A 25,004-nucleotide genomic window follows, 5' to 3' on the forward strand; every position below is an offset into this window, starting at 1 on the left:
TCTTTATGGAATTCCTCGATGTCGGTCCCTACTCCCATGCGTCGGGCACGGTGCGTCTACCCGGGTCCAAGAGCATCTCGAACCGCGTGCTGCTGCTCGCCGCGCTGTCCGAGGGCGTGACGACGATCACCAATCTGCTCGACTCCGACGACACGCGCGTGATGCTGGCCGCGCTCGAAGCGCTCGGCGTGCGGCTCGAACGCCATGCCGATACCTGCGTCGTGAACGGCACACGCGGCGCGTTTCCGGCGAAGACGGCCGACCTGTTCCTCGGCAACGCCGGCACCGCGGTGCGCCCGCTCACGGCCGCGCTGGCCGTCAACGGCGGCGACTACCGCGTCCACGGCGTGCCGCGCATGCACGAACGGCCGATCGGCGACCTCGTCGATGGCCTGCGCCAGATCGGCGCCGTGATCGACTACGAGCAGAACGAGGGCTATCCGCCGCTGCGGATCCGGGCCGGCACGATCGCCGTCGATGCGCCGATCCGCGTGCGTGGTGACGTATCGAGCCAGTTCCTGACCGCGCTGCTGATGACGCTGCCGCTGGTCGGCAAGAAGGGCGACGCGAGCGTGGTCGAGATCGACGGCGAGCTGATCTCGAAGCCCTACATCGAGATCACGATCAAGCTGATGGCGCGCTTCGGCGTGACGGTCGAGCGCGACGGCTGGCAGCGCTTCAGCGTGCCGGCGGCGCGCTACCAGTCGCCGGGCACGATCATGGTGGAGGGCGATGCGTCGTCGGCGTCGTACTTCCTCGCGGCCGGCGCGCTCGGCGGCGGCCCGCTGCGCATCGAGGGCGTGGGCCGCGCCAGCATCCAGGGCGACGTCGGCTTTGCCAACGCGCTGATGCAGATGGGCGCGAACGTCTCGATGGGCGACGACTGGATCGAGGTGCGCGGCATCGGCCACGACCACGGCAAGCTCGAGCCGATCGACATGGACTTCAACCTGATCCCCGACGCGGCGATGACTATTGCGGTGGCCGCGCTGTTCGCCGAGGGCACCAGCACGCTGCGCAACATCGCGAGCTGGCGCGTCAAGGAAACCGACCGGATCGCCGCGATGGCCGCCGAGCTGCGCAAGGTCGGCGCGACCGTCGAGGAGGGGGCCGACTATCTCGTCGTCACGCCGCCGGCGAAGCTCGTGCCGAACGCCGCGATCGACACCTACGACGATCACCGCATGGCGATGTGCTTCTCGCTCGTGAGTCTCGGCGGCGTGCCGGTGCGGATCAACGATCCGAAGTGCGTCGCCAAGACCTTCCCCGATTATTTCGACCGTTTTACCGCGCTCGCGCAGCGCTGACCCGTTTGTTCCGATGAAATCGACTCGACCATTCCACCCGACCCCCGTCATCACGATCGACGGTCCGACCGCGTCCGGCAAGGGCACGGTCGCCGCGCTCGTGGCGGCACACCTCGGCTTTCACCTGCTCGACAGCGGCGCGTTGTACCGGCTCGCGGCCCTCGCGAGCGTGCGCTACGGGATCGAGCCCGACGACGAGGCGGGGCTGGCGAAGCTGGTCGACGATCTCCACATCACGTTCCGCGAGGGCTGCGCGCAGCTCGACGGCGTGGACGTCTCGGACCAGATCCGCGCCGAGGCGGTGGGCAACCGCGCCTCGGCGATCGCGGTCCACGCCGGCGTGCGCGCCGCGCTGGTGGCGCGCCAGCGGGCCTTCCGCAAGACCCCGGGCCTGGTCGCGGACGGTCGCGACATGGGCACCGTGATCTTTCCCGATGCGGGCCTCAAGGTGTTCCTGACGGCCAGCGTCGAGGCTCGCGCCGCCCGGCGGCATAAGCAATTGATGCAAAAAGGTTTTTCTGCTAATATGGATGACTTGCTCCGGGATTTGCGTGAGCGGGATGCGCGAGACAGCAACCGCGCGGCCGCGCCGCTCAAGCCCGCGGCGGATGCGAAGCTGCTGGACACGTCCGGCCTGTCGATCGAACAAGCGGTCGAGCAGGTGCAGGCGTGGTACCGGGAGTCGGCGCCATCCGCCTGACGGCATCAGCCGTCGCGGCACCGAAGTGGCAGTAAAGCAACACTCCGGCAGTCATGCAGCAGGCAGTAACCAGCAGTCGCGGTAGGTGCTTCGGGCCATCGGCATGGGCCGGTCTCGAAGCTTGTTTCAACCCTTAACCCCGTGTGGCGTTCGCACCGGCAAGCTCGGCCAGATGGCGCGAGCGTGGCGCGGCACCATGCACAATCCGATTTTTATGTCCGACCTGCAAACCTCCACCCCGAATACCGAATCCTTTGCGGCTCTGTTCGAAGAGTCGCTGACCCGCCAAGACATGCGCGCCGGCGAAGTGATCTCCGCCGAAGTCGTGCGTGTCGACCACAACTTCGTGGTCGTCAACGCGGGCCTGAAGTCCGAGGCCTACATTCCCATCGAGGAATTCCTGAACGATCAGGGCGAGGTTGAGGTTCAGTCGGGCGATTTCGTTTCCGTCGCGATCGACGCGCTGGAAAACGGCTATGGCGACACGATCCTGTCGCGCGACAAGGCGAAGCGTCTGGCTTCGTGGCTGTCGCTGGAAAAGGCACTCGACAACAACGAACTCGTCACCGGCACCATCACGGGCAAGGTGAAGGGCGGCATGACCGTGATGGTGAACGGCATCCGCGCATTCCTGCCGGGTTCGCTCGTCGATACGCGTCCTGTCAAGGACACGACCCCGTATGAAGGCAAGACGCTCGAGTTCCGCGTCATCAAGCTCGACCGCAAGCGCAATAACGTCGTGCTGTCGCGCCGTGCCGTCATCGAAGCGACCCAGGGCGAAGAGCGCGCGAAGCTGCTCGAGACGCTGAAGGAAGGCGCGATCGTCAACGGCGTGGTCAAGAACATCACCGACTACGGCGCGTTCGTGGACCTCGGCGGCATCGACGGCCTGCTGCACATCACCGACATCGCATGGCGTCGCGTGCGTCACCCGAGCGAAGTCCTCTCGGTCGGCCAGGAAGTCACCGCGAAGATCCTCAAGTTCGACCAGGAAAAGAACCGCGTCTCGCTCGGCATCAAGCAGCTCGGCGACGATCCGTGGGAAGGCATCTCGCGCCGCTACCCGTCGGGCACGCGCCTGTTCGGCAAGGTCACCAACATCACCGACTACGGCGCGTTCGTCGAAGTGGAATCGGGCATCGAAGGCCTGGTCCACGTGTCGGAAATGGACTGGACCAACAAGAACGTCGCCCCGTCGAAGGTTGTGCAGCTCGGCGACGAAGTCGAAGTCATGGTCCTTGAGATCGACGAAGACCGCCGTCGGATCAGCCTCGGCATGAAGCAGTGCAAGCCGAATCCGTGGGATGACTTCAGCCGCAACTTCAAGAAGGGCGACAAGATCACGGGCGCGATCAAGTCGATCACCGACTTCGGCGTGTTCATCGGTCTGCCGGGCGGCATCGACGGCCTGGTCCACCTGTCGGACCTGTCGTGGAGCGAGTCGGGCGAGGAAGCCGTTCGCAAGTACAAGAAGGGCGACGAAGTCGAGGCAATCGTGCTCGGCATCGACGTCGAGAAGGAACGCATCTCGCTGGGCATCAAGCAGCTCGAAGGCGATCCGTTCAGCAACTACGTCGCGATGAACGACAAGGGCTCGATCGTCGACGGCGTCGTGAAGACGGTCGATGCGAAGGGCGCCGTCGTCACGCTGACGGGCGATGTCGAAGGCTACCTGCGCGCGTCGGAAATCTCGCAGGATCGCGTCGAAGACGCTCGCAACGTGCTGAAGGAAGGCGACAAGGTCAACGCGATGGTGATCAACATCGATCGCAAGTCGCGCGGCATCAACCTGTCGATCAAGGCGAAGGATTCGGCCGAGCAGCAAGAGGCGATCCGTGGCCTGCAGTCGGACAACAGCTCGGCTGCCAGCGGCACGACGAACCTCGGCGCGCTGCTGAAGGCAAAGCTCGACGGCCAGAACCAGTAAGCCTCGCGAGGTCTGCTGAAGTATGACCAAATCCGAGTTGGTCGCCCAGTTGGCAACGCGATTTCCGCAACTTGTCCTCAAGGATGCGGATTTCGCGGTGAAAACGATGCTCGATGCGATGTCGGATGCGTTGTCCAAGGGGCATCGCATCGAGATCCGCGGCTTCGGAAGCTTCGGTCTCAACCGCCGTCCGGCCCGCGTGGGCCGCAATCCGAAATCGGGCGAGAAGGTACAGGTACCCGAGAAGTACGTACCGCACTTCAAGCCCGGCAAGGAATTGCGCGAACGCGTCGATGGCCGCGCTGGCGAGCCGTTGAAGCACGACAGCGGCGGCGACGACGATCAGTAAGCGTCACGCCGCCCGAAGCCTGCCTGCCGGCATGGCTGTGAAAAGCGCCCCTAGCGGGCGCTTTTTTATTGCTCGCGCGATCGGTGCCGCGCCGGCGGGGCAGGGTGGCCGTGCCGCGCCGGCCTTGAGCGGCTGCAACGATTGAAGCGGCACCGGCTGCGATCGGTTGCACGGATCGTGAAACGCATCCTTTACAATACGGGCACTTCAAGCGCGGCGAACGGGAAACCTCGGCCGTGCAACAAGTTCGACAGGAGGGCTCAATGAAATTCGTCGTCTGGCTGATCCGGGTACTGGTGTTCGTCCTGCTGCTCGTACTGGCGCTCGCCAATACGCAACCCGCGACGCTGAACTTCCTCGCCGGCTACAACTGGCAGGCGCCGCTGATCCTGATCGGCCTCGCGTTCTTCGGTGTCGGGCTGCTCGCCGGCCTGCTGTCCGCGCTGCCCGCCGTGCTGCGGATGCGCCTCGAGAACGGGCGCCTGAAGCGCGACCTGCGCTCGGCGCGCGAAACCCCGGTGGTGATCGATCAGCCGCCGATGCCGCCCGTCATTTAACGTTCGTCGGCGCCGCCTCGCAGGCGGCCCCGACCTTGCTTCGATATCACGCATGGATCTGGATTTCTGGTGGCTGCTGGCCATACCCGTTGCGTTCGCATGCGGATGGGTGGCGGCGCGCTACGACCTCAACAAGCTGCTGTCCGAAAGCGCGACCCTGCCGCGTTCGTATTTCCGCGGCCTCAATTTCCTGCTCAACGAGCAGCCGGACAAGGCGATCGACGCGTTCATCGAGGTCGCCAAGCTCGACCCCGAAACGGTCGAGCTGCATTTCGCGCTCGGCAACCTGTTTCGCCGGCGCGGTGAAACCGACCGTGCGATCCGCGTGCATCAGAACCTGCTGAACCGCGACGACCTGCCGGTCAACGAGCGCGACCACGCGCTCTACGAGCTCGGCCAGGATTTCCTCAAGGCCGGCCTGCTCGACCGCGCCGAAGAATCGTTCCACCTGCTCGCCGACGGCGACTACGCGCTTGGCGCGCAGCGAGCGCTGCTGACGATCTATGGCATCGAGAAGGACTGGAACAAGTCGATCGTGACGGCACGCAAGATCGAGGCGATGGACGGCGGCCCGCTCGCCATCGAGATCGCCCAGTTCCATTGCGAGCTGGCCCAGGACGCGCTCGCGAAGAAAAACGCCGAGGCGGCCGCGGCCCAGCTGCGCGATGCGCTCGCGGTGAATCCGCAAAACGTGCGCGCGACCATCCTGTCCGGCGACGCGGCCGCGGCGGCCGGCGACCACGACGCGGCGATCGCGCACTGGCGCCGCGTCGAGCAGCAGAACGCGGCCTATCTGCCGCTCGTCGCCGAGAAACTGATGAAGTCGTATCTCGCGCTCGGCCGCGGTCCGGAAGGCGCCGAACTGCTGACCGGCTATGCCGACCGCTATCCGTCGAACGACCTGCTCGACATCGTGTTCCAGTACGTTTCCGAGCTGCGCGGCACCGAGTCGGCGCATGCGCTCGCGCGCACCCAGATGCAGAAGGCGCCGAACCTGTCCGGCATGCTGCACCTGCTCGAGGCGCAGATCGCGGCGGCCGACGAGCCGCGCCGCGCCGAACTGGAAATGATGCGCGCGCTGGTGAAGCAGCGCACCAAGAACCTGCCGCGCTACACCTGCCACGACTGCGGTTTCCGCGCCCGCCTGTTCTACTGGCAATGCCCGGGCTGCAGCGGCTGGGAGACCTACGCGCCACGGCGCGTCGAGGCCGGCGTGCCGAACTAGGCGCCACGACGCTTCGTCACGAACACGGCGCAGAATCATGCTTAACCTCCGGAACGAATCACCGGGAAACCTATGAAAATCACCATCATCGGCACCGGCTATGTCGGTCTCGTCACCGGCGCCTGCCTCGCGGAAATCGGCCACGACGTGTTCTGCCTCGACGTCGATCCGCGCAAGATCGAGATCCTCAACAACGGCGGGATTCCGATCCACGAGCCCGGCCTGCAGGAGATCATCGCGCGCACGCGCGCGGCGGGACGCATCACGTTCTCGACCGACGTCGAGGCCAGCGTCGCGCACGGTGAGATCCAGTTCATCGCGGTCGGCACGCCGCCCGACGAGGATGGTTCCGCGGACCTGCAATACGTGCTCGAAGCGGCCCGCAACATCGGCCGCTACATGACCGGCACCAAGGTGATCGTCGACAAGTCGACGGTGCCGGTCGGCACCGCGCAGCGCGTGCTGGGCGTGGTGGCCGAGGCGCTCGCCGCGCGCGGCCTGGCCGGCAGCGACGCGCACCGCTTCTCGGTGGTCTCGAATCCCGAGTTCCTGAAGGAAGGCGCGGCCGTCGACGATTTCATGCGGCCCGACCGGATCATCATCGGCGTCGACGACGACGCGGCCGGCGCGATCGCGCGCGAGAAGATGAAGAAGCTCTACGCGCCGTTCAACCGCAACCACGAGCGCACCCTCTACATGGATGTGCGTTCGGCCGAATTCACCAAGTACGCGGCCAACGCGATGCTGGCCACGCGCATCTCGTTCATGAACGAGCTGTCGAACCTGGCCGAGCGCGTGGGCGCCGACATCGAGGCGGTGCGCCGCGGCATCGGTTCCGATCCGCGCATCGGCTATCACTTCCTCTACGCCGGCGTTGGCTACGGCGGCTCGTGCTTCCCGAAGGACGTGCAGGCGCTGATCCGCACCGCGGCCGAGAACGGCCAGCCGCTGCGCATCCTCGATGCGGTCGAGGCCGTCAATCATGCGCAGAAGAGCGTGCTGCTCGCGAAGATCGACGCGCGCTACGGCGCCGACCTGTCGGGCCGCACGTTCGCGGTCTGGGGCCTCGCGTTCAAGCCGAACACCGACGACATGCGCGAGGCACCGAGCCGCACGCTGATCGCCTCGCTGCTCGCGCGCGGCGCCTCGGTGCGCGCCTATGATCCGGTCGCGATCGACGAGGCGCGCCGCGTGTTCGCGCTGGACCTGGCCGACCAGCCGGCGGCCGGCGCGGGCCTCACGTTCGTCGCCACCAAGGAGGAGGCGGTGACGGGCGCCGACGCGCTCGTCGTCGTCACCGAATGGAAGGAATTCAAGAGCCCGGACTTCACGCATCTGAAGTCGGTGCTGAACGCGCCGGTGATCTTCGACGGCCGCAATCTCTACGAACCCGACGCGATGGCCGAACTCGGGATCGACTACTACGCCATCGGACGCCCGCATGTCGCCGCTCAATCCTCCGCGCGCGGCTGAGCCCGCGGCCGCCGTGCCCGCATCGGTTGCGCGCGAGCGCCTCGCGGCCTCGCGCGTGCTGGTGGTCGGCGACGTGATGCTCGATCGCTACTGGTTCGGCAACGTCAACCGCATCTCGCCCGAGGCGCCGGTGCCGGTCGTCCACGTGCAGCGCCAGGAGGAGCGGCTCGGCGGTGCCGCGAACGTCGCGCGCAACATCGTGACGCTCGGCGCGAACGCGGGGCTGCTCTGCGTGGTGGGCACCGACGAGCCGGGCGAGCGTATCGTCGAACTGCTCGGCGAGAGCCGCGTCGAGACGCATCTCGAACGCGACGCGCTGCTGCCGACCACCATCAAGCTGCGCGTGCTCGCGCAGCAGCAGCAGCTGCTGCGCGTGGACTTCGAGGCGTCGCCGCAGCATGAAGTGCTGCTGGCCGGCCTGGCGCGCTTCGAGACGCTGCTGCCCACGTATGGCGTGGTGCTGATGTCCGATTACGCAAAGGGCGGCCTCACGCACGTCACGACCATGATCGCAACCGCGCGCGCGGCCGGGCTGCCGGTGCTGGTCGACCCGAAGGGCGCCGACTGGGCGCGCTACCGCGGCGCCTCGCTGATCACGCCGAACCGCGCCGAGCTGCGCGAGGTGATCGGCCAGTGGCGCTCCGAGGACGAGCTGCGCGCGCGCGTGGCCGACCTGCGTGCGCAGCTCGCGCTCGATGCGCTGTTGCTGACGCGCTCGGAGGAGGGCATGACGCTGTTCTCCGACGCGGGCGAGCTGAACGTGGCAGCGCTCGCGCGCGAGGTGTTCGACGTGTCGGGCGCGGGCGACACCGTGATCGCGACCGTGGCCGCGATGCTCGGCGCCGGGATGTCGCTCGACGAGGCCGTGATGCTCGCGAACCGCGCGGCCGGCATCGTGGTCGGCAAGCTCGGCACGGCCACCGTCGAATACGACGAACTGTTCCATTGAGCGGCGCCCGGGCGCGCCGCGCGACTTATTCATCCTTCTGACAGCAGGACGATCATGACTCTCATCGTCACCGGCGCGGCCGGCTTCATCGGCGCGAATCTCGTGAAGGCGCTTAACGAGCGAGGCGAGACGCGCATCATCGCGGTCGACAACCTGACCCGCGCGGACAAGTTCAAGAACCTCGTCGATTGCGAGATCGACGACTACCTCGACAAGACCGAGTTCGTCGAGCGCTTCGCGCGCGGCGATTTCGGCAAGGTGCGTGCCGTGTTCCACGAGGGCGCCTGCTCGGACACGATGGAAACCGACGGCCGCTACATGATGGACAACAACTTCCGCTACAGCCGCGCAGTGCTCGACACCTGCCTCGCGAACGGCACGCAGTTCCTCTACGCGTCGTCGGCGGCGATCTACGGCGGCTCGACGCGCTTCGTCGAGGTCCGCGAGGTGGAGGCACCGCTCAATGTCTACGGCTATTCGAAATTCCTGTTCGACCAGGTGATCCGCCGCGTGCTGCCGCAGGCGCAAAGCCAGATCGCGGGCTTCCGCTACTTCAACGTCTACGGCGCGCGCGAGACGCACAAGGGCCGCATGGCGTCGGTGGCGTTCCACAACTTCAACCAGTTCCGTGCCGAGGGCAAGGTCAAGCTGTTCGGCGAGTACAACGGCTATGGCGCCGGCGAGCAGACGCGCGACTTCGTGTCGGTCGAGGACGTGGTGAAGGTCAACCTGTTCTTCTTCGACCATCCCGAGAAGTCGGGCATCTTCAACCTCGGCACCGGACGCGCCCAGCCGTTCAACGACATCGCGACCTCGGTCGTCAACACGCTGCGCGCGCTCGGCGGCGAGCCGCCGCTCACGCTCGACGAGCAGGTCCGGCAGGGGCTCATCGAGTACGTGCCGTTCCCCGACGCGCTGCGCGGCAAGTACCAGTGCTTCACGCAGGCCGACCAGTCGAAGCTGCGCGCGGCCGGCTACGACGCGCCGTTCCTGACCGTTCAGGAAGGCGTCGACCGCTACGTGCGTTGGCTGTTCGGCCAGCTGTAAGCCACGCGGCATCGTCCCTACACTGGGTCTCACGGTCGGCAGCCGCCGGCCGTTTTTCCTGATGGGAGATCCCGATGCTGAAGAAGATTCTGGTGGTGGCGATGTGGTTCGCGGGGCTTGCGCAGGCGTGGGCCGCCGTCGACGTCAATCAGGCGAACAGCGACGCGCTGCGTGGCATCAAGGGCATCGGCGCCGCGAAGGCGCAGGCGATCGTCGACGAGCGCAACGCGCACGGCCCGTTCAAGGATACCGCCGACCTCGCGCGGCGCGTGAAGGGCATCGGTCCGAAATCGGTCGACCGGCTGGTGTCCGAGGGCCTCACGGTCGGCCCGGCCAAGACCCCGGCCAAGACCCCGGCGGCGCCCGCCGCGCGAGGTGCTGCCGCGCCGAACAAGGCTGCGCGCAAGTGATGCCGCACCGCGCGCGACAGGCGCGCGGTGCGGCATGCCTCGGAGCAACTCCTTCAGCCGTCCTGGTTCGACGGTGTCCCGCAGCGTTGCTGCGGGTTTTTTTACGTGAGGCGCGAGCGCGGCGCGCGATGAATGACCATGAGAAACGATTGCGGCCAACGACCGAGACGCGGACAGGGACATTCCCGGCGCCGACACGACCGATCCGGCGCTGGATTACAATCGACGGATTCATCGGCCTCGCATTCACTTATCGCTCATGGCTTACAAAACTATTGAAGACACGATCGGCAACACGCCGCTCGTGCAGTTGGTCCGCGTCACTGACGACGAGATCCGGGCCCGCAACAACGTGATCCTCGCGAAGCTCGAAGGCAACAATCCCGCCGGTTCGGTCAAGGACCGGCCGGCGCTGTCGATGATCCGCAAGGCCGAGGAACGCGGCCGCATCAAGCCCGGCGACACGCTGATCGAGGCGACGAGCGGCAACACCGGCATCGCGCTCGCGATGGCGGCCGCGATCCGCGGCTACCGGATGGTGCTGATCATGCCCGAGGATCTGTCGGTCGAGCGCCGCCAGAGCATGGCCGCCTACGGCGCGGAAATCGTGCTGACGCCGACCAAGGGCGGCATGGAACTCGCGCGCGACCTCGCCGACCAGATGCAGCGCGAAGGCAAGGGCGTGATCCTCGACCAGTTCGCGAACCCGGACAATCCGCTCGCGCACTACGAGACGACCGGCCCGGAAATCTGGCGCGAAACCGAAGGCCGCATCACGCATTTCGTCTCGGCGATGGGCACCACCGGCACCATCATGGGCACCACGCAGTTCCTGAAGGAGCAGCGCCAGAGCATCGAGATCATCGGCGCCCAGCCGGAGGAAGGCTCGCGCATTCCCGGCATCCGCAAGTGGCCCGAGGCCTACCTGCCGAAGATCTTCGACCGCAGCCGCATCGACCGCGTCGAGAACGTGAGCCAGGCCGCCTCGGAAGCGATGGCGCGCAAGCTCGCGGCGATCGAGGGCCTGTTCTGCGGGATCTCGTCCGGCGGCGCCTGCGAGGTGGCGATGCGGATCGCGCGGCAGGTCGAGAACGCGACGATCGTGTTCATCGTCTGCGACCGCGGCGACCGCTATCTGTCGACGGGCGTGTTTCCCGCCTGAGCGTCGTATTTACGCGAGCCGCGCGTGCGGCTCGCTGCTTCGCCGCCCATGAAAAAAGCGCCTTGACCGGCGCTTTTTTCATGGGCTTTGCGGAGGCGCCGCAGCGTCTTGCATCACTGCGTGGCCAGCATCTTCTGCTTCACGCGTTCGCCGAGCTGATAGACGGCCAGCGCGTAGAAGAAGCTGCGGTTGTAGCGCGTCAGCACGTAGAAGTTCTTCAGGCCGAGCTTGTACTCGGTGGCGCGGCCCGGGCTCGGCAGATCGACGACCGTGACCGGCGTGCCGGCCTCGGCGGCCAGATTCACCGAGGGCTCGTCGAGCGCGAGGCCGGCCTGCGTGAGCTGCGACAGCGTGAGGTGCGGCTCCGGCTTGCCGTCGGCCGCGGCCTGCGCCACGCCCTGGCTGCCGGCGTCCGGCGCGATCTGCCAGACCACCGGGCGGCCCGGCTCCCAGCCGTGCTGCTTCAGGTAGTTCGCGACGCTGCCGATCGCGTCGGCCGTGCTCGCGCGCAGGTCGATGTGGCCGTTGCCTTCGTAATCGACCGCGTAGCTGCGGATGCTGCTCGGCAGGAACTGCGGAATGCCGATCGCGCCCGTGTACGAACCGAGCACGCTGGTCGGATCGAGCTGGCTGTCGCGCGTCCACACCAGGAAGTCCTCGAGGTTCTTGCGGAACGTGGCCTGCCGGTCGTCGCGGTTCGGCGTGTCGGGATAGTCGAACGCGAGCGTGGTCAGCGCGTCGAGCGTCGGGAAGTTGCCCATGTAGCGGCCGTAGATCGTCTCGACGCCGATGATGCCGACGATCACCTCGGGCGGCACGCCGAATTCGGCCGACGCGCGCTGCAGCGTCGCCTGGTTCGCGCGCCAGAACTTCACGCCGGCGTTGATGCGGATCGGATCGAGGAAGCGCGCCTGATAGACGCGCCAGTTCTTGACCGACGGCGACGGGGCCGGCCGCACCAGCCGCACGGCCGTCGCCGAATAGTTCGCACTCGCGAACAATGCATGCAGCTTCGCCGGATCGAAGCCGTCGCGCGCGGCCACTTCGCTGATGAACGCGTCGATCTTCGGATTGTTCGCGTACTGCTGCGGCACGATCTGTTCTTCGGAGGCCGACAGACCGGCGGCAGGCACCAGCTGCGATGCGCCGGCTGCCGGCGGCGCGGGAGGCACGACAGGCGCGGCCGGGGCGGCGGGCACGGTCGGCGCGGTGGACGTTGCCGGTGCCGCGGCCTGCGGCTCGGTCGGCGTCTGCGCGCATGCGGCCAGCGTCGCGACCACGGCCGCGAGCGACAGCGACGCGAGCGGGAAACGTGAGCGGAAACGAAGCGGATGGAAGACGGCGGACGATCGGAAAGTCATGGGTACCGGAGGGTGGACGACGCGGTGGAGGTCGGGCCAGTATAACTGACGCCTCCACGGCGACGGATCGCCGCGAAGCCGTTGTGGTAAGTTAGCGGCGAATTCGCGCGCGACCCGCGCGGCGTCATTAATTGAAGGAGACCTGCGGCGCCGGCTGGGTTCGCGCCGCGGAACAGGCCATGGCAACCGCCCTTTACACGCATCCCGACTGTCTGCTGCACGAGATGGGCGAGTGGCATCCCGAATGCCCGTCGCGGCTCTCGGCGATCCAGGACCAGCTGATCGCGAGCCGGATCGACGAACTGCTCGTACACGAGAGCGCGCCGTTCGCGAGCGAGGCCGCGCTCGCGCGTGTCCATACGCGCGCGCACATCGACTACGTGAAGTCGAACGCGCCGGCCGAGGGCTACTTCGAGTTCGATCCCGACACACGGATGAATCCGCATACGTGGCGCGCGGCCCTGCGCGCGGCGGGCGCGGCCATCGCGGCGACCGACGCGGTGATCGAGGGGCGCTACGACAACGCGTTCTGCAGCGTGCGTCCGCCCGGCCATCACGCCGAGCCCGCACGCGCGATGGGCTTCTGCTTCTTCAACAACGTCGCGATCGCGGCGCGTCACGCGCTCGACGTCCACGGGCTCGAACGGGTTGCCGTGATCGACTTCGACGTGCATCACGGCAACGGCACCGAAGCGGCGTTCTCGAACGATCCGCGCGTGCTGATGTGCGGCTTCTTCCAGCACCCGCTGTTCCCGTTCTCGGGTACCGATCATCCCGCGTCGAACATGCTCAACGTGCCGGTGCCGGCGCGCACCCAGGGCATGGCGGTGCGCGAGATCGTCGACCTGCTCTGGCTGCCCAGGCTCGAGGCGTTCCGGCCGCAGATGCTGTTCGTGTCGGCCGGGTTCGACGCGCATCGCGAGGACGAACTCGGCCGCATGGGGCTCGTCGAGGCCGACTACGAATGGCTGACCGGGCAGATCTGCCAGGTCGCGCGCCGTCATGCGCGCGGCCGCATCGTCAGCTGCCTGGAGGGCGGCTATCACCTGTCGGCGCTCGGCCGCAGCGTGGTGGCGCATCTGCGCGTGCTGGCGAGCGTCTGACGAGGCCGGCGACGCCGCGCGATCGTTCGTGCGGCGCCATCGATGACACTCGCTTTCAAGGTTCCGGGCGTGTCAGGTGCGGGCCCGCACCCAGTCGATCAGCGCGCCGGTCACGCGCTCGCGTTCGAGCTCGTTGAGCGTCTCGTGGTAATTGCCATCGTAGAGCGTGAGCGTCAGGTCGGACGGCCCCGCCTGCGCGGCGAACTCGCGGCTGCCGGCCGGTTCGGTCAACTGGTCCGCGGTGCCGTGCCAGATCAGCGTCGGCCGCGTCAGCGCCGCGCGGCCGCGCGCGATGCGTTCCATCGCGACGAGCAGTTCGGCGCCGGTGCGCGCCGGCACCGCGCCGTGATGGACCAGCGGGTCCGCGCGGTTCGCGGCCACCACGGCCGGATCGCGCGACAGCAGCGCCGCGTCGATTTTCAGCGCCGGAAAGCGTGGCCAGATCCGGCTCATGACATGGCTCGCCGCGAGCATCCAGCGCGGCACGTCGCGGCCCGGCGCGAGCGCCGGGCTCGACAGCAGCAGCCCGGCTATGTGCGGCGCACGCTCGATCGCGTCAAGCGCCGCGATCGCGCCGCCCATGCTGTGCCCCATCAGAAATAGCGGCACGCCGTCGCGTCTGGCGAACGCGATCAGCGCGTCGGCATCGTCGAGATAGCGGTCGAAGCGCTCTACCCAGGCCCGCCGGCCCGGCGAGCGGCCATGGCCGCGCAGATCGACGGCGACGAGTTCGATGCCGGCCGTCGCGAGCCGTGCCGCCAGCGCGTCGTAGCGCCCCGCGTGCTCGGCGAGCCCGTGCAGCAGCGCGATCGTCGCACGCGGCGGCGCCTCGACGGGCCAGCGGCACGCGGCCAGTTCGACGCCGTCGGCGCTGCGCACCCGCGTCCAGGCCGCGCCGTCGGAGCCGTCCGGATCTCGGGCCTGCGGGGCGGTGGCGTTCATCGGCGAGGTCTCCGTCGTTTTCGTGATGCCGACGATCATAGTCGCGCGCTCCGCACGCCGCGCGGGTCCGATCCTCTAATTTCTCCAGGTTATGAAAGAAGCCGAATCGATTATTAAGTGAAATGAGATGCTTGCGCTAAAATGCGCGGCTATTCCCGGATATGACGGCGGCCGCCGGCGGGGCCCGACACGATCGGCACCGCAGCTTCCGCCGTTTTGTTTACATGATCGAAATTCGCAATCTGTCGCAGCGTTTTCCCGGCCCGCGTGGCTGGATCGAGGCGCTGCACGACGTCAACCTGACGATTCCCCGCGGCGAGGTGTTCGGCATCATCGGCCGCAGCGGCGCGGGCAAGAGCACGCTGATCCGCACCATCAACCTGCTGACGCGCCCGACCGAGGGCAACGTAGTGGTGGACGGTCGCGACCTGACGCTGCTGTCGGCGGCCGATCTGCGCGCCGCGCGCCGCGACATCGGCATGATCTTCCAGCACTTCAACCTGCTGTCGTCGCGCACCGTCTACGAGAACGTCGCGCTGCCGCTCGAACTGGCCGGCGTCAAGCGCGCCGACATCGACGCGGCAGTGCTGCCGCTGCTCGAACTGGTCGGCCTCACCGCGCAGAAGGACCGTTACCCGGCGCAGATCAGCGGCGGCCAGAAGCAGCGCGTGGGCATCGCGCGCGCGCTCGCGAGCAAGCCGAAGGTGCTGCTGTCCGACGAGGCCACCTCGGCGCTCGATCCCGAGACCACCCGCGCGATTCTGGATCTGCTGCGCCGGATCAACCGCGAGCTCGGGCTCACGATCGTGCTGATCACGCACCAGATGGAAGTGATCAAGCAGGTCTGCGACCGCGTCGCCGTGCTCGACGCGGGCCGCGTGGTGGAAACCGGCCCGGTCATCGACGTGTTCCTGCAGCCGCGCCACGAGGTGACGCGCGCGCTGCTCGGCGACGTGATCGCGCAGGAGCTGCCCCCAGCGCTGAAGGCGCGCGTGGCCGACAAGCTCAAGAGCGGGCGCAGCCACCTGCTGCGGCTGGCGTTCACGGGCAGCGGCGTCGATCAGCCGATCCTCTCGGAGACGATCCGCCGCTACGAACTGGACTTCAACATCCTGCACGGCCAGATCGACGAGATCCAGGGGCAGGCGTTCGGCTCGCTCGCGGTGCTCGCGGGCGGCGAACCCGGCAAGGTCGGGCAGGCGCTCGCGTATCTGCGCGAGCAGGGCGTGGTGGTCGAGGAGTTGTCGCATGTTGAGTGAAATGCTGGATATGTTCGTGCAGTCGTTCTGGGAGACGCTGATCATGGTCGGCATCTCGGGCGTGGTCGGCGCGCTGGTCGGGCTGCCGCTCGGCGTGCTGCTCTACCTGACCGACCGTCAGGGCGTGCTGCAGAACCTCGCCGTCAATCGCGCGCTGGGCGGCCTCGTCAATGCGGTGCGCTCGACGCCGTTCATCATCCTGCTGGTGGCGGTGATCCCGTTCACGCGGCTGATCGTCGGCTCGTCGATCGGCACCGCGGCGGCCGTGGTGCCGCTGACGATCGCCTCGGCGCCGTTCATCGCGCGGCTCGTCGAGACCGCGCTGCGCGAGGTCGACCGCGGGCTGATCGAAGCGGCGCTCGCGATGGGCGCGACCACGCGCCAGATCGTGTTCAAGGTGCTGTTGCCCGAGGCGTGGCCCGGCATCGTCGCCGGCCTGACCATCACGTTCGTGTCGCTCGTCGGCTATTCGGCGATGGCCGGCGCGATCGGCGGCGGCGGGCTCGGCGATCTCGGCATCCGCTACGGCTACCAGCGCTACGAGCCGGAAGTGATGTGGACCGTGGTGGTGATCCTGATCGTGTTCGTGCAGATCGTGCAGTCGTTCGGCGACTGGCTGGTGCGTCGGCTCAGCCATCGCTAAGCCGAAAGTCGCTGAACCGCCAAGCCGTCGGGCCGCTGCCGCGCCGGCGCCGTTTCGTGATTCCTTTCCGGAGTTCGACCGATGCAACGACGTACCGTATTCGCCGGCTTGCTGCTGGCCGGATGGCTTGCCGGGTTCGGCGTCGCGCGGGCGGCGGCCGAGACGATCCGCGTCGGCGTGACGGCCGGCCCGCATGCGCAGGTGATGGAAGTCGTCAAGCGCGTGGCCGCCGAACAGGGCCTTGAGATCCGCATCGTCGAGTTCTCCGACTACGTGCAGCCGAACGCGGCGCTCGCGGCCGGCGACCTCGACGCGAACAGCTACCAGCACGCGCCGTATCTGGCCGCGCAGGTCAGGGACCGCGGCTACCGGATCGTCGGCGTGGCGAACACGGTGACGTTTCCGATGGGCGTCTATTCGACGCGCGTGAAGTCGCTCGCGGCGCTGCCGAAGGGCGCACGAATCGCGATTCCGAACGATCCGACCAACGGCGGCCGGGCCTTGCTGCTGCTGCAGAAGCAGGGGGTGATCCGGCTGCGCGACGGCGCGGGCCTGAGCGCGACGCGTTTCGACGTGGTCGGCAATCCGTCGGGCGTGAAGATCGTCGAACTCGACGCCGCGCAGATCCCGCGTTCGCTGGCGGACGTCGACGCGGCCGTGATCAACACCAATTTCGCGATGGAGGCGGGCCTGCAGCCGAAACGGGACGCGATCGCGATCGAGGGCGCCGACGGACCCTACGTAAACGTGCTGGCGGTGCGCGCCGCGGATCGCGACAAACCGTGGGTCGCGAAGCTGGTGGCGGCCTACCATTCCTCGCAGGTCAAGCAATATCTCGAAGGCAGATTCGGCGGCGCGGTGATAGCGTCGTGGTGAGCGCCGCGGGCGCGAGCATCGGGCGTGCCGGCGATTAGAGGCGAGGGTCGAGAGCCCGGGCTTGGCGTCCGGGTTTTTTCTCTCTTAAAATAGAACGATCGTTCGCTATTGCCGGCGTATCGCCGAATGACGTTATCCTCGACGGTCGAGGGCCGGATGGCCCGGATCACCGCCCCCCGGTGGGCGACGCTATAAAATGGCCGTCGGTCGTATTCGTAACTTTGGAGCGTGTGCATGAAAATCCTGGTGCCGGTAAAAAGAGTGGTCGATTACAACGTGAAGGTGCGCGTGAAGTCGGACGGAACGGGCGTCGATATCGCGAACGTGAAGATGTCGATGAACCCGTTCGACGAAATCGCCGTGGAAGAGGCGGTGCGCCTGAAGGAAGCGGGCACCGCGACGGAAGTGGTGGCCGTCTCGATCGGCGTGGCGCAGGCGCAGGAAACGCTGCGCACGGCGCTGGCGATCGGCGCCGACCGCGCGATCCTGGTCGAGGCTGGTGACGGCGTCGAGCCGCTGGCGGTCGCGAAACTCCTTAAGGCGCTGGTCGACAAGGAACAGCCGCAGCTGGTGATCCTCGGCAAGCAGGCGATCGACGACGATTCGAATCAGACGGGCCAGATGCTGGCCGCGCTGGCGGGTCTGCCGCAGGCGACGTTCGCCTCGAAGGTCACGATCGCCGACGGCAAGGCTACCGTCGCGCGCGAAGTGGACGGCGGTTCGGAAACGCTGGCGCTGACGCTGCCGGCGGTGGTGACCACCGACCTGCGTTTGAACGAGCCGCGCTACGTGACGCTGCCGAACATCATGAAGGCGAAGAAGAAACCCCTCGAGAACGTCAAGCCGGAAGACCTCGGCGTGGATGTCACGCCGCGCCTGAAGACGCTGAAGGTGGCCGAGCCGCCCAAGCGCGCGGCGGGTGTGAAGGTGGCCGACGTGAAGACGCTGGTCGAGAAGCTGAAGACCGAAGCGAAAGTGCTGTAAAGGGGAGACGACAAGATGACGATCCTGATCATTGCCGAACACGACAACGCCTCGATCAAGGCGGCGACGCTCAACACCGTAGCCGCCGCGCAGAAGATCGGCGGCGACATTCACGTGCTGGTGGCCGGGCACGACGCACAGGGCGCGGCCGACGCGGCGGCGAAGATCGCCGGCGTGGCGAAGGTGTTGCTGGCCGACGCGCCGCAACTGGCCGCCGGTCTCGCCGAGAACGTCGAGGCCACCGTGCTGGCCATCGCGAAGGACTATTCGCACATCCTCGCTCCGGCTACCGCCTACGGCAAGAACGTCGCGCCGCGCATCGCCGCGAAGCTCGACGTCGCGCAGATCTCCGACATCACGGCGGTCGACAGCGCCGATACGTTCGAGCGCCCGATCTATGCCGGCAACGCGATCGCGACGGTGCAGTCGAGTGATCCGGTCAAGGTGATCACGGTGCGCGCGACCGGCTTCGATCCGGTGGCGGCCGAGGGCGGCAGCGCGTCGGTCGAGAAGATCGAGGCGGCAGCCGACAGCGGCAAGTCGCAGTTCGTGAACCGCGAGGTCACCAAGCTCGACCGTCCGGAGCTGACGAGCGCCGCAATCATCGTGTCGGGCGGCCGGGGTCTCGGCAGCGGCGAGAACTACACGAAGGTGCTGGAGCCGCTCGCCGACAAGCTGCAGGCCGCGCTGGGCGCCTCGCGCGCGGCGGTGGACGCGGGCTACGTGCCGAACGACTTCCAGGTCGGCCAGACCGGCAAGATCGTGGCGCCGCAGTTGTACGTCGCGGTCGGCATCTCGGGTGCGATCCAGCATCTGGCCGGCATGAAGGACTCGAAGGTGATCGTCGCGATCAACAAGGACGAAGAAGCGCCGATCTTCAGCGTGGCCGACTACGGCATCGTCGGCGACCTGTTCACGGTCGTGCCGGAACTGGTGGCGGCGCTCGGCTGAACCCGGGGCGCGGCGAACCCGCGTATCGACTGCCGATGCGGCTGACCGCACGGAACAAGGGGCGCGGCGAGCGCCCCTTTTTTTACCCATAAGCAGACAGAGGAGAGGAGCACCATGAGCTACATCGCGCCCGTCAAGGACATGCTGTTCGTGATGAAGGAACTGGCCGGCATCGACGAGGTCGCGAAGCTGCCGGGCTTCGAGGACGCCGGCTTCGACACCGCGCAGGCCGTGCTCGACGAGTCGGCGAAGTTCTGCGGCGAGGTGCTCGCGCCACTCAACGTCGAAGGCGACCAGCAGCCGAGCGCGTGGCGCGACGGCGAGGTGACGGCGACCGCCGGCTTCGGCGAGGCGTTCCGCCAGTTCGCGGCGGGCGGCTGGCAGGGGCTCCAGCATCCGGCCGAATACGACGGCCAGGGCCTGCCGAAGCTGATCGCCACGCCCTGCATCGAAATGCTGAACGCCGCGAACCTCTCGTTCGCGCTCTGTCCGCTCTTGACCGACGGCGCGATCGAGGCGCTGCTGACGGCCGGCACCGACGCGCAGAAGGCGCGCTACGTGCCGAAGCTGGTGTCGGGCGAATGGACCGGCACGATGAACCTGACCGAGCCGCAGGCCGGCTCCGATCTCGCGCTGGTGCGCGCGCGTGCGGAACCGCAGGGCGACGGTTCGTACAAGGTGTTCGGCACCAAGATCTTCATCACTTGGGGCGAGCACGACATGACGGACAACATCGTCCACCTCGTGCTGGCGCGCACGCCGGGCGCGCCCGACGGCGTGAAGGGCATTTCGCTGTTCACCGTGCCGAAGTTCCTCGTCAACGAGGACGGCAGCCTGGGCGCGCGCAACGACGTGCATTGCGTGTCGATCGAGCACAAGCTCGGCATCAAGGCGAGCCCGACCGCGGTGCTGCAATACGGCGACCACGGCGGCGCGATCGGCCATCTGGTCGGCGAGGAGAACCGCGGCCTCGAATACATGTTCATCATGATGAACGCCGCGCGCTTCGGCGTCGGCATGCAGGGCATCGGCGTGGCGGACCGCGCCTACCAGAAGGCCGCCGCGTTCGCGAAGGAGCGCGTGCAGAGCCGGCCGGTGGACGGCTCGGCGAAGCAGTCGGTCACGATCATCCATCACCCGGACGTGCGGCGCATGCTTGGCACGATGCGCGCGCTGACCGAGGGCGCCCGCGCGCTGGCCTACGTCGCGGCCGCGCACAGCGACCACGCGCGCGCGCATCCCGACGGGGCCGAACGCGCGCGCCACCAGGCGATCTACGAGTACCTGGTGCCGATCGTGAAGGGCTGGAGCACCGAGATGGTCAACGAGGTCGCGAGCCTTGGCGTGCAGGTCCACGGCGGCATGGGCTTCATCGAGGAGACGGGCGCCGCGCAGTACTACCGCGACGCGCGGATTCTCGCGATCTATGAAGGCACCACGGCGATCCAGGCCAACGATCTGGTCGGCCGCAAGACCGCGCGCGACGGCGGCGCGGTGGCGAAGGCGCTGGCCGCCGCGATCGGCGAGACCGTCGCGGCGCTCGGCGCCCACGACACGCCGGCCTGCGCCGCGATGCGCCGGCACCTGTCGGACGGCCTGAAGTCGTTCGAGGCAGTGGTCGAGTTCGTCGTCGCGAACACCAAGGGCGATCCGAACGCCGTGTTCCTCGGCAGCGTGCCGTACCTGAAGTTGGCCGGCATCGTGCTGGGCGGCTGGCAGATGGCGCGCGCGCTGCTGGCCGCCGGGCGCCTGCGGGCCGACGACGCGGCCTTTTACGACGCGAAGATCGCGATCGCGCAGTTCTATGCGCAGCACGTGCTGGTGCAGGCGCCCGGGATTGCCGCGTCGATCGTCACGGCGAGCGGCGCCGACAGCGTGCTCGCGCTGACCGAGGACCAGTTCTGACGCTTCGTCTGTTGTGAGTTCCATGTGAAGAAGGGCGCCCTCGGGCGCCCTTCTTCGTTTTGCACGCGCCGCCCGAGGCGGCCCGCCGCTTATGCGTAGGCGGGGCGCGTGGCGCCGGCCGTTTCGCTGAGATAGCGGTGGACCGACAGGTCGTCGGCCTGGATCGCCGGCTTCCTGCCCGACATCAGGTCCGCGAGCAACTGGCCCGAGCCGCACGACATGGTCCAGCCGAGCGTGCCGTGGCCCGTGTTGAGGTAGAGGTTCGGGATCGGCGTGCGGCCCACCACCGGCGTGCCGTCCGGCGTCATCGGGCGCAGGCCGGTCCAGAACGTCGCCTTCGAGGTGTCGCCGCCGCCCGGGAACAGATCGTTCACGCACATTTCGAGCGTCTCGCGGCGCGCCGTGTTGAGACGCTTGTCGAAGCCGGCGATCTCGGCCATGCCGCCCACGCGAATGCGCGAATCGAAGCGCGTGATCGCGATCTTGTAGGTCTCGTCGAGCACCGTGGAGACCGGCGCGGCCGACGCATCGACGATCGGCGCCGTGATCGAGTAGCCCTTGAGCGGATAGACCGGGATTTTCACGAGGTTCGACAGCAGGCGCGTGGAGTACGAACCGAGCGCGACCACGTAGGCGTCGCCGCGCACCAGTTCGCCGCCGCACTGGACGCCGGCGATCCGGCCGCCCGCCACGGCCAGCGCATCGACCGGCGTGTTGTAGCGGAACTGCACGCCGAGTTCCGCGGCCATTTCCGCGAGGCGCGTGGTGAACAGCTGGCAGTCGCCGGTCTCGTCGCCAGGCAGGCGCAGGCCGCCCGTGAGCTTGTGCGAAACCGCGGCCAGCGCCGGCTCGGCGCGCGAGAGCTCCTGCGCGGTCAGCAGCTCGAACGGCACGTTGGCCTCGCGCAGCACGGCCATGTCCTTCGCGGCGCCGTCGAACTGCGCCTGGGTGCGGAACAGCTGCAGCGTGCCGCCAGTGCGGCCTTCGTACTGGATCTGCGTGTCGGCGCGCAGCGCCTGCATGCAGTCGCGGCTGTATTCGGCCAGCCGCACCATGCGGCCCTTGTTGACCGCGTAACGTTCGGACGTGCAGTTGCGCAGCATCTGCCACATCCATTGCAGCTGGAAGCGCGAGCCGTCGAGCCGGATCGCGAGCGGCGCATGTTTCTCGAACATCCACTTGACCGCCTTCAGCGGCACGCCGGGCGCGGCCCACGGCGCCGCGTAGCCGGGCGAGATCTGGCCGGCGTTCGCGAAGCTGGTCTCGAGCGCGGGGCCGGCCTCGCGGTCGATCACCGTCACCTCATGGCCGGCGCGCGCCAGATAATAGGCACTCGTCACGCCCACCACACCGCTTCCCAGAATCACGACTCGCATAGCTGCTCCGAAATGGAAAAAGCCGGGGCGTCGAGAGTGCATTCGTCTAACCGCTGCTCGCGCGATCCAGCCTAGTTTTTTTCGCTATGGTATTGTCGAAGATCTAGGTTTTGTTATTGTATTTTTTAGAAATTCAGAAAAAACACGATGAGAACCCAACGTCAACCAGTACGCGCGCTGGACAAGCTCGACCGCCGGATCCTGCGGCTGCTCCAGCAGGACGGACGCATGGCGATGAAGGACCTGGCCGAGCAGGTCGGACTGACCGTCACGCCGTGCATCGAGCGCGTGCGACGCATGGAGCGCGACGGCGTGATCACCGGCTATCACGCACGCGTCGACCCCGCCCAGCTGGGCGCCGCGCTGCTGGTGTTCGTCGAGATCACGCTCGATCACAAGAGCGGCAACATGTTCGAGCAGTTCCGGCGCGAGGTGATGAAGATCGACGAGGTGCTCGAATGCCACCTCGTGTCCGGCGATTTCGACTACCTGATCAAGGCGCGCATCGGCGAGATGGCAGATTACCGCAAACTGCTCGGCGACATCCTGCTGCAACTGCCCGGCGCGGTGCAGTCGAAGAGCTACGTGGTGATGGAGGAAATCAAGGAGACGCTGACGATCGCCGTCGACGACTGACGGCCGGACACTTACTGCGACAACTTGGCAGCATGAGCCGAATACTGTATAAATAAACAGTATTCGGCTCATGCGACGTTTCGCTTGTGCCGGCGAGACGAAGAGGCATGATGAGTGATCGATCCGATGTCGAATTTCCGGTGGCGCCGCCCGTGCCGCGCAAGGGCCGTGGCGCGGTGGGCAATCTGCAGGGGCGCTACGAGACGGACCAGCGCGAGCGCGTCGACGACGGCTGGCAGGCGGGCGCCGGCCACGACGCGGGCGACGAGGCAGATGGCGACGACGCGGCCGGCCCGCGCCTGCGCACGCTGGTGTTCGACGAGCGCGCGAAAAGCATCCTGACGCGCAACGCCTCGCCCGATATCCCGTTCAACGTCTCGCTGAACCCGTACCGCGGCTGCGAGCACGGTTGCATCTATTGTTTCGCCCGGCCGACACACAGCTACCTCGGGCTCTCGCCCGGGCTCGATTTCGAGAGCCGGATCTACGCCAAGGTCAACGCGGCCGAACTGCTCGAACGCGAGCTCGGCAAGCGCGGCTACGTACCCGAGCCGATCGCGCTCGGCGTCAACACCGACGCCTACCAGCCCTGCGAGCGCGAGCGCCGCATCACGCGCGACGTGATCCAGGTGATGCATGATCACGGGCAGCCGTTCGCGGCGATCACCAAGTCGTCGCTGATCGAGCGCGACCTCGACCTGCTCGCGCCGATGGCCGGGCGCGAGCAGGTGATCGCCGCCGTGACCATCACCACGCTCGACGCCGATCTGGCGCGCGCGCTCGAACCGCGCGCGGCCACGCCGTCGCGGCGGCTGCGCACGATCCGCGCGCTGCGCGAGGCCGGCGTGCCGGTGGGCGTGAGCATCGCGCCGGTGATCCCGTTCGTCACCGAGCCGGACCTGGAGCGCGTGCTGGAAGCCTGCGCCGAGGCCGGCGCGACGCACGCGAGCTACATCGTGCTGCGGCTGCCGTGGGAAGTGGCACCGCTCTTTCGCGAATGGCTGGGCGCGCACTTCCCCGACCGCGCCGAGCGCGTGATGGCGCGCGTGCGCGACATGCGCGGCGGCAAGGACTACGAGTCCGATTTTCGCAGCCGGATGAAGGGCGAGGGCCTGTGGGCCGATCTGCTGAAGCAGCGTTTCCAGAAGGCGGTCAAGCGGCTTGGCCTGAACGAGCGCGCGCGCGGCATCCTCGATTTCTCGCAGTTCCAGGCGCCGGAGCGCGTGAAGGGCGCCGCGCGCGCGGCGCCCGAGACGCCGCAGCTGAACCTGTTCTGAGAAGGGTGCCGGCGCGGCAGGCTCACAGGCTGGCTATTGCGACAGCGCCTTGGCCGCCTGCACCTGCGATTCGAAGTAGGTCTGGAACGACAGCGCGAGCCCCGTCATCAGCAGGAACGCGCCGATCAGGAGCGAGAAGATCACCACGAACACGACCGTCCAGCCCGACCGGCTGCGGCGGCCGGTGTCGGCATTGAATCGTGCGTCCCAGCGATCGTCGGGGCGCAGCCCGTAGACGATCGCGGCCAGGAACGCGGCCAGCAGCGAAATCGCGCCGGGCATGGCGAGACTCCAGCCGAGCACCGACGCGCGCTCGGTGGACACGAGCAGCAGCACGCCGCGCGCGCCGAGCAGCGTGCCGACCAGATGCGCCCAGCCGGCCAGGTCGCGGCGTCCGTACAGATAGAAGCGATGCGCGCCGAACGCGCCGAGCAGGAACGCGAGCGCGGCGGCCAGCGTCTTCGAGCGAAAACGTGGCGAGTGCGGTGAGTGCGGAGCGGGCAGGGAACGCGACGGCTGGCTGGACATGGCGATCCGATAGGAAAGGCGAGGCGGGGAAGGGACGGCGCAGGTGCCGCCGGCCTC

General features: G+C 67.6%; 24 protein-coding genes. 20 read left to right on the forward strand and 4 right to left on the reverse strand.

Features of this window, described 5'->3' with window-relative positions; translation table 11 throughout:
• Positions 1-5: 5 nt before the first annotated feature.
• The 11 genes from aroA (at position 6) to cysM (ending at position 11,106) form a co-directional block, all read left to right on the forward strand.
• Positions 6-1,307, forward strand: coding sequence for a 3-phosphoshikimate 1-carboxyvinyltransferase (gene aroA, locus bpln_RS04460; RefSeq protein ID WP_042624163.1), 1,302 nt, complete (start codon positions 6-8; stop codon positions 1,305-1,307).
• Between the two features lie 13 nt (positions 1,308-1,320).
• A complete protein-coding gene (cmk, locus tag bpln_RS04465; RefSeq protein WP_042624164.1) occupies positions 1,321-2,007 on the forward strand; it encodes a (d)CMP kinase in 687 nt (228 codons plus the stop codon).
• Between the two features lie 196 nt (positions 2,008-2,203).
• A complete protein-coding gene (rpsA, locus tag bpln_RS04470) occupies positions 2,204-3,934 on the forward strand; it encodes a 30S ribosomal protein S1 (RefSeq protein WP_307838135.1) in 1,731 nt (576 codons plus the stop codon).
• A 22-nt stretch (positions 3,935-3,956) separates the two neighbouring features.
• Positions 3,957-4,283, forward strand: a complete 327-nt coding sequence (locus tag bpln_RS04475; protein WP_012734952.1) for an integration host factor subunit beta — start codon at positions 3,957-3,959, stop codon at positions 4,281-4,283.
• Positions 4,284-4,546: 263 nt separating this feature from the next.
• On the forward strand, positions 4,547-4,840 hold the full coding sequence (locus bpln_RS04480; RefSeq protein ID WP_042624165.1) for a lipopolysaccharide assembly protein LapA domain-containing protein: 294 nt from the start codon (positions 4,547-4,549) through the stop codon (positions 4,838-4,840).
• Positions 4,841-4,892: 52 nt separating this feature from the next.
• On the forward strand, positions 4,893-6,065 hold the full coding sequence (gene lapB / locus bpln_RS04485; protein WP_042624166.1) for a lipopolysaccharide assembly protein LapB: 1,173 nt from the start codon (positions 4,893-4,895) through the stop codon (positions 6,063-6,065).
• Positions 6,066-6,137: 72 nt separating this feature from the next.
• Positions 6,138-7,538 (forward strand): UDP-glucose dehydrogenase family protein, encoded by a 1,401-nt coding sequence (locus bpln_RS04490; RefSeq protein ID WP_042624167.1) that lies wholly within the window; start codon positions 6,138-6,140, stop codon positions 7,536-7,538.
• Complete coding sequence (gene rfaE1, locus bpln_RS04495; protein ID WP_055138176.1) at positions 7,507-8,487, forward strand: D-glycero-beta-D-manno-heptose-7-phosphate kinase; 981 nt, start codon at positions 7,507-7,509, stop codon at positions 8,485-8,487. The genes bpln_RS04490 and rfaE1 overlap by 32 nt, the downstream gene beginning before the upstream one ends.
• 54 nt (positions 8,488-8,541) lie before the next feature.
• Entirely contained in the window at positions 8,542-9,534 is a 993-nt protein-coding gene (gene rfaD, locus bpln_RS04500) for an ADP-glyceromanno-heptose 6-epimerase (protein ID WP_055138177.1), read from the forward strand.
• A 74-nt stretch (positions 9,535-9,608) separates the two neighbouring features.
• Positions 9,609-9,944, forward strand: a complete 336-nt coding sequence (locus tag bpln_RS04505; RefSeq protein WP_042624169.1) for a ComEA family DNA-binding protein — start codon at positions 9,609-9,611, stop codon at positions 9,942-9,944.
• A 259-nt stretch (positions 9,945-10,203) separates the two neighbouring features.
• A complete protein-coding gene (cysM, locus tag bpln_RS04510; RefSeq protein ID WP_042624170.1) occupies positions 10,204-11,106 on the forward strand; it encodes a cysteine synthase CysM in 903 nt (300 codons plus the stop codon).
• A 113-nt stretch (positions 11,107-11,219) separates the two neighbouring features.
• Here the strand turns inward: cysM and mltB are convergent, their stop codons facing one another.
• Positions 11,220-12,467, reverse strand: a complete 1,248-nt coding sequence (gene mltB, locus bpln_RS04515) for a lytic murein transglycosylase B (protein ID WP_055138178.1) — start codon at positions 12,465-12,467, stop codon at positions 11,220-11,222.
• Positions 12,468-12,646: 179 nt separating this feature from the next.
• On the opposite strand from mltB, the gene bpln_RS04520 reads away from it, so the two are divergent.
• Entirely contained in the window at positions 12,647-13,570 is a 924-nt protein-coding gene (locus bpln_RS04520; protein ID WP_042626439.1) for a histone deacetylase family protein, read from the forward strand.
• 72 nt (positions 13,571-13,642) lie between these two features.
• On the opposite strand, the gene bpln_RS04525 is transcribed toward bpln_RS04520, so the two are convergent.
• The gene (locus bpln_RS04525) at positions 13,643-14,449 is read right to left on the reverse strand and encodes an alpha/beta hydrolase (RefSeq protein ID WP_055139441.1); all 807 of its coding nucleotides are present in this window, start codon (positions 14,447-14,449) and stop codon (positions 13,643-13,645) included.
• Positions 14,450-14,736: 287 nt separating this feature from the next.
• Between bpln_RS04525 and bpln_RS04530 the strand changes: the two genes are divergently transcribed.
• From bpln_RS04530 to bpln_RS04555, 6 genes are all read left to right on the forward strand, one after another.
• On the forward strand, positions 14,737-15,771 hold the full coding sequence (locus bpln_RS04530; protein ID WP_042624172.1) for a methionine ABC transporter ATP-binding protein: 1,035 nt from the start codon (positions 14,737-14,739) through the stop codon (positions 15,769-15,771).
• Entirely contained in the window at positions 15,761-16,414 is a 654-nt protein-coding gene (locus bpln_RS04535) for a methionine ABC transporter permease (RefSeq protein WP_042626441.1), read from the forward strand. Before bpln_RS04530 ends, bpln_RS04535 begins: the two co-directional genes overlap by 11 nt.
• Before the next feature lie 81 nt (positions 16,415-16,495).
• A complete protein-coding gene (locus tag bpln_RS04540) occupies positions 16,496-17,290 on the forward strand; it encodes a MetQ/NlpA family ABC transporter substrate-binding protein (protein ID WP_042624173.1) in 795 nt (264 codons plus the stop codon).
• Between the two features lie 234 nt (positions 17,291-17,524).
• Positions 17,525-18,274 carry an electron transfer flavoprotein subunit beta/FixA family protein gene (locus bpln_RS04545; RefSeq protein ID WP_042624174.1) on the forward strand — a complete coding sequence of 250 codons (750 nt, stop codon included), beginning with the start codon at positions 17,525-17,527 and terminating at the stop codon, positions 18,272-18,274.
• Positions 18,275-18,289: 15 nt separating this feature from the next.
• Positions 18,290-19,225, forward strand: coding sequence for an electron transfer flavoprotein subunit alpha/FixB family protein (locus bpln_RS04550; RefSeq protein WP_042624175.1), 936 nt, complete (start codon positions 18,290-18,292; stop codon positions 19,223-19,225).
• A gap of 114 nt (positions 19,226-19,339) precedes the next feature.
• Complete coding sequence (locus tag bpln_RS04555; protein WP_055138179.1) at positions 19,340-21,130, forward strand: acyl-CoA dehydrogenase; 1,791 nt, start codon at positions 19,340-19,342, stop codon at positions 21,128-21,130.
• Positions 21,131-21,219: 89 nt separating this feature from the next.
• Here bpln_RS04555 and bpln_RS04560 read toward each other — a convergent pair whose 3' ends face one another.
• Complete coding sequence (locus tag bpln_RS04560; RefSeq protein ID WP_042624177.1) at positions 21,220-22,506, reverse strand: D-amino acid dehydrogenase; 1,287 nt, start codon at positions 22,504-22,506, stop codon at positions 21,220-21,222.
• Between the two features lie 147 nt (positions 22,507-22,653).
• On the opposite strand from bpln_RS04560, the gene bpln_RS04565 reads away from it, so the two are divergent.
• Both bpln_RS04565 and bpln_RS04570 read left to right on the forward strand, forming a co-directional pair.
• Entirely contained in the window at positions 22,654-23,142 is a 489-nt protein-coding gene (locus bpln_RS04565) for an Lrp/AsnC ligand binding domain-containing protein (RefSeq protein ID WP_042624178.1), read from the forward strand.
• Between the two features lie 110 nt (positions 23,143-23,252).
• The gene (locus tag bpln_RS04570; RefSeq protein WP_055139442.1) at positions 23,253-24,419 is read left to right on the forward strand and encodes a PA0069 family radical SAM protein; all 1,167 of its coding nucleotides are present in this window, start codon (positions 23,253-23,255) and stop codon (positions 24,417-24,419) included.
• Between the two features lie 33 nt (positions 24,420-24,452).
• Here bpln_RS04570 and bpln_RS04575 read toward each other — a convergent pair whose 3' ends face one another.
• A complete protein-coding gene (locus bpln_RS04575; protein ID WP_042624179.1) occupies positions 24,453-24,947 on the reverse strand; it encodes an NINE protein in 495 nt (164 codons plus the stop codon).
• Between the last annotated feature and the right edge of the window lie 57 nt (positions 24,948-25,004).

It is taken from the genome of Burkholderia plantarii (assembly GCF_001411805.1).
Classification (GTDB): Bacteria; Pseudomonadota; Gammaproteobacteria; order Burkholderiales; family Burkholderiaceae; genus Burkholderia; species Burkholderia plantarii.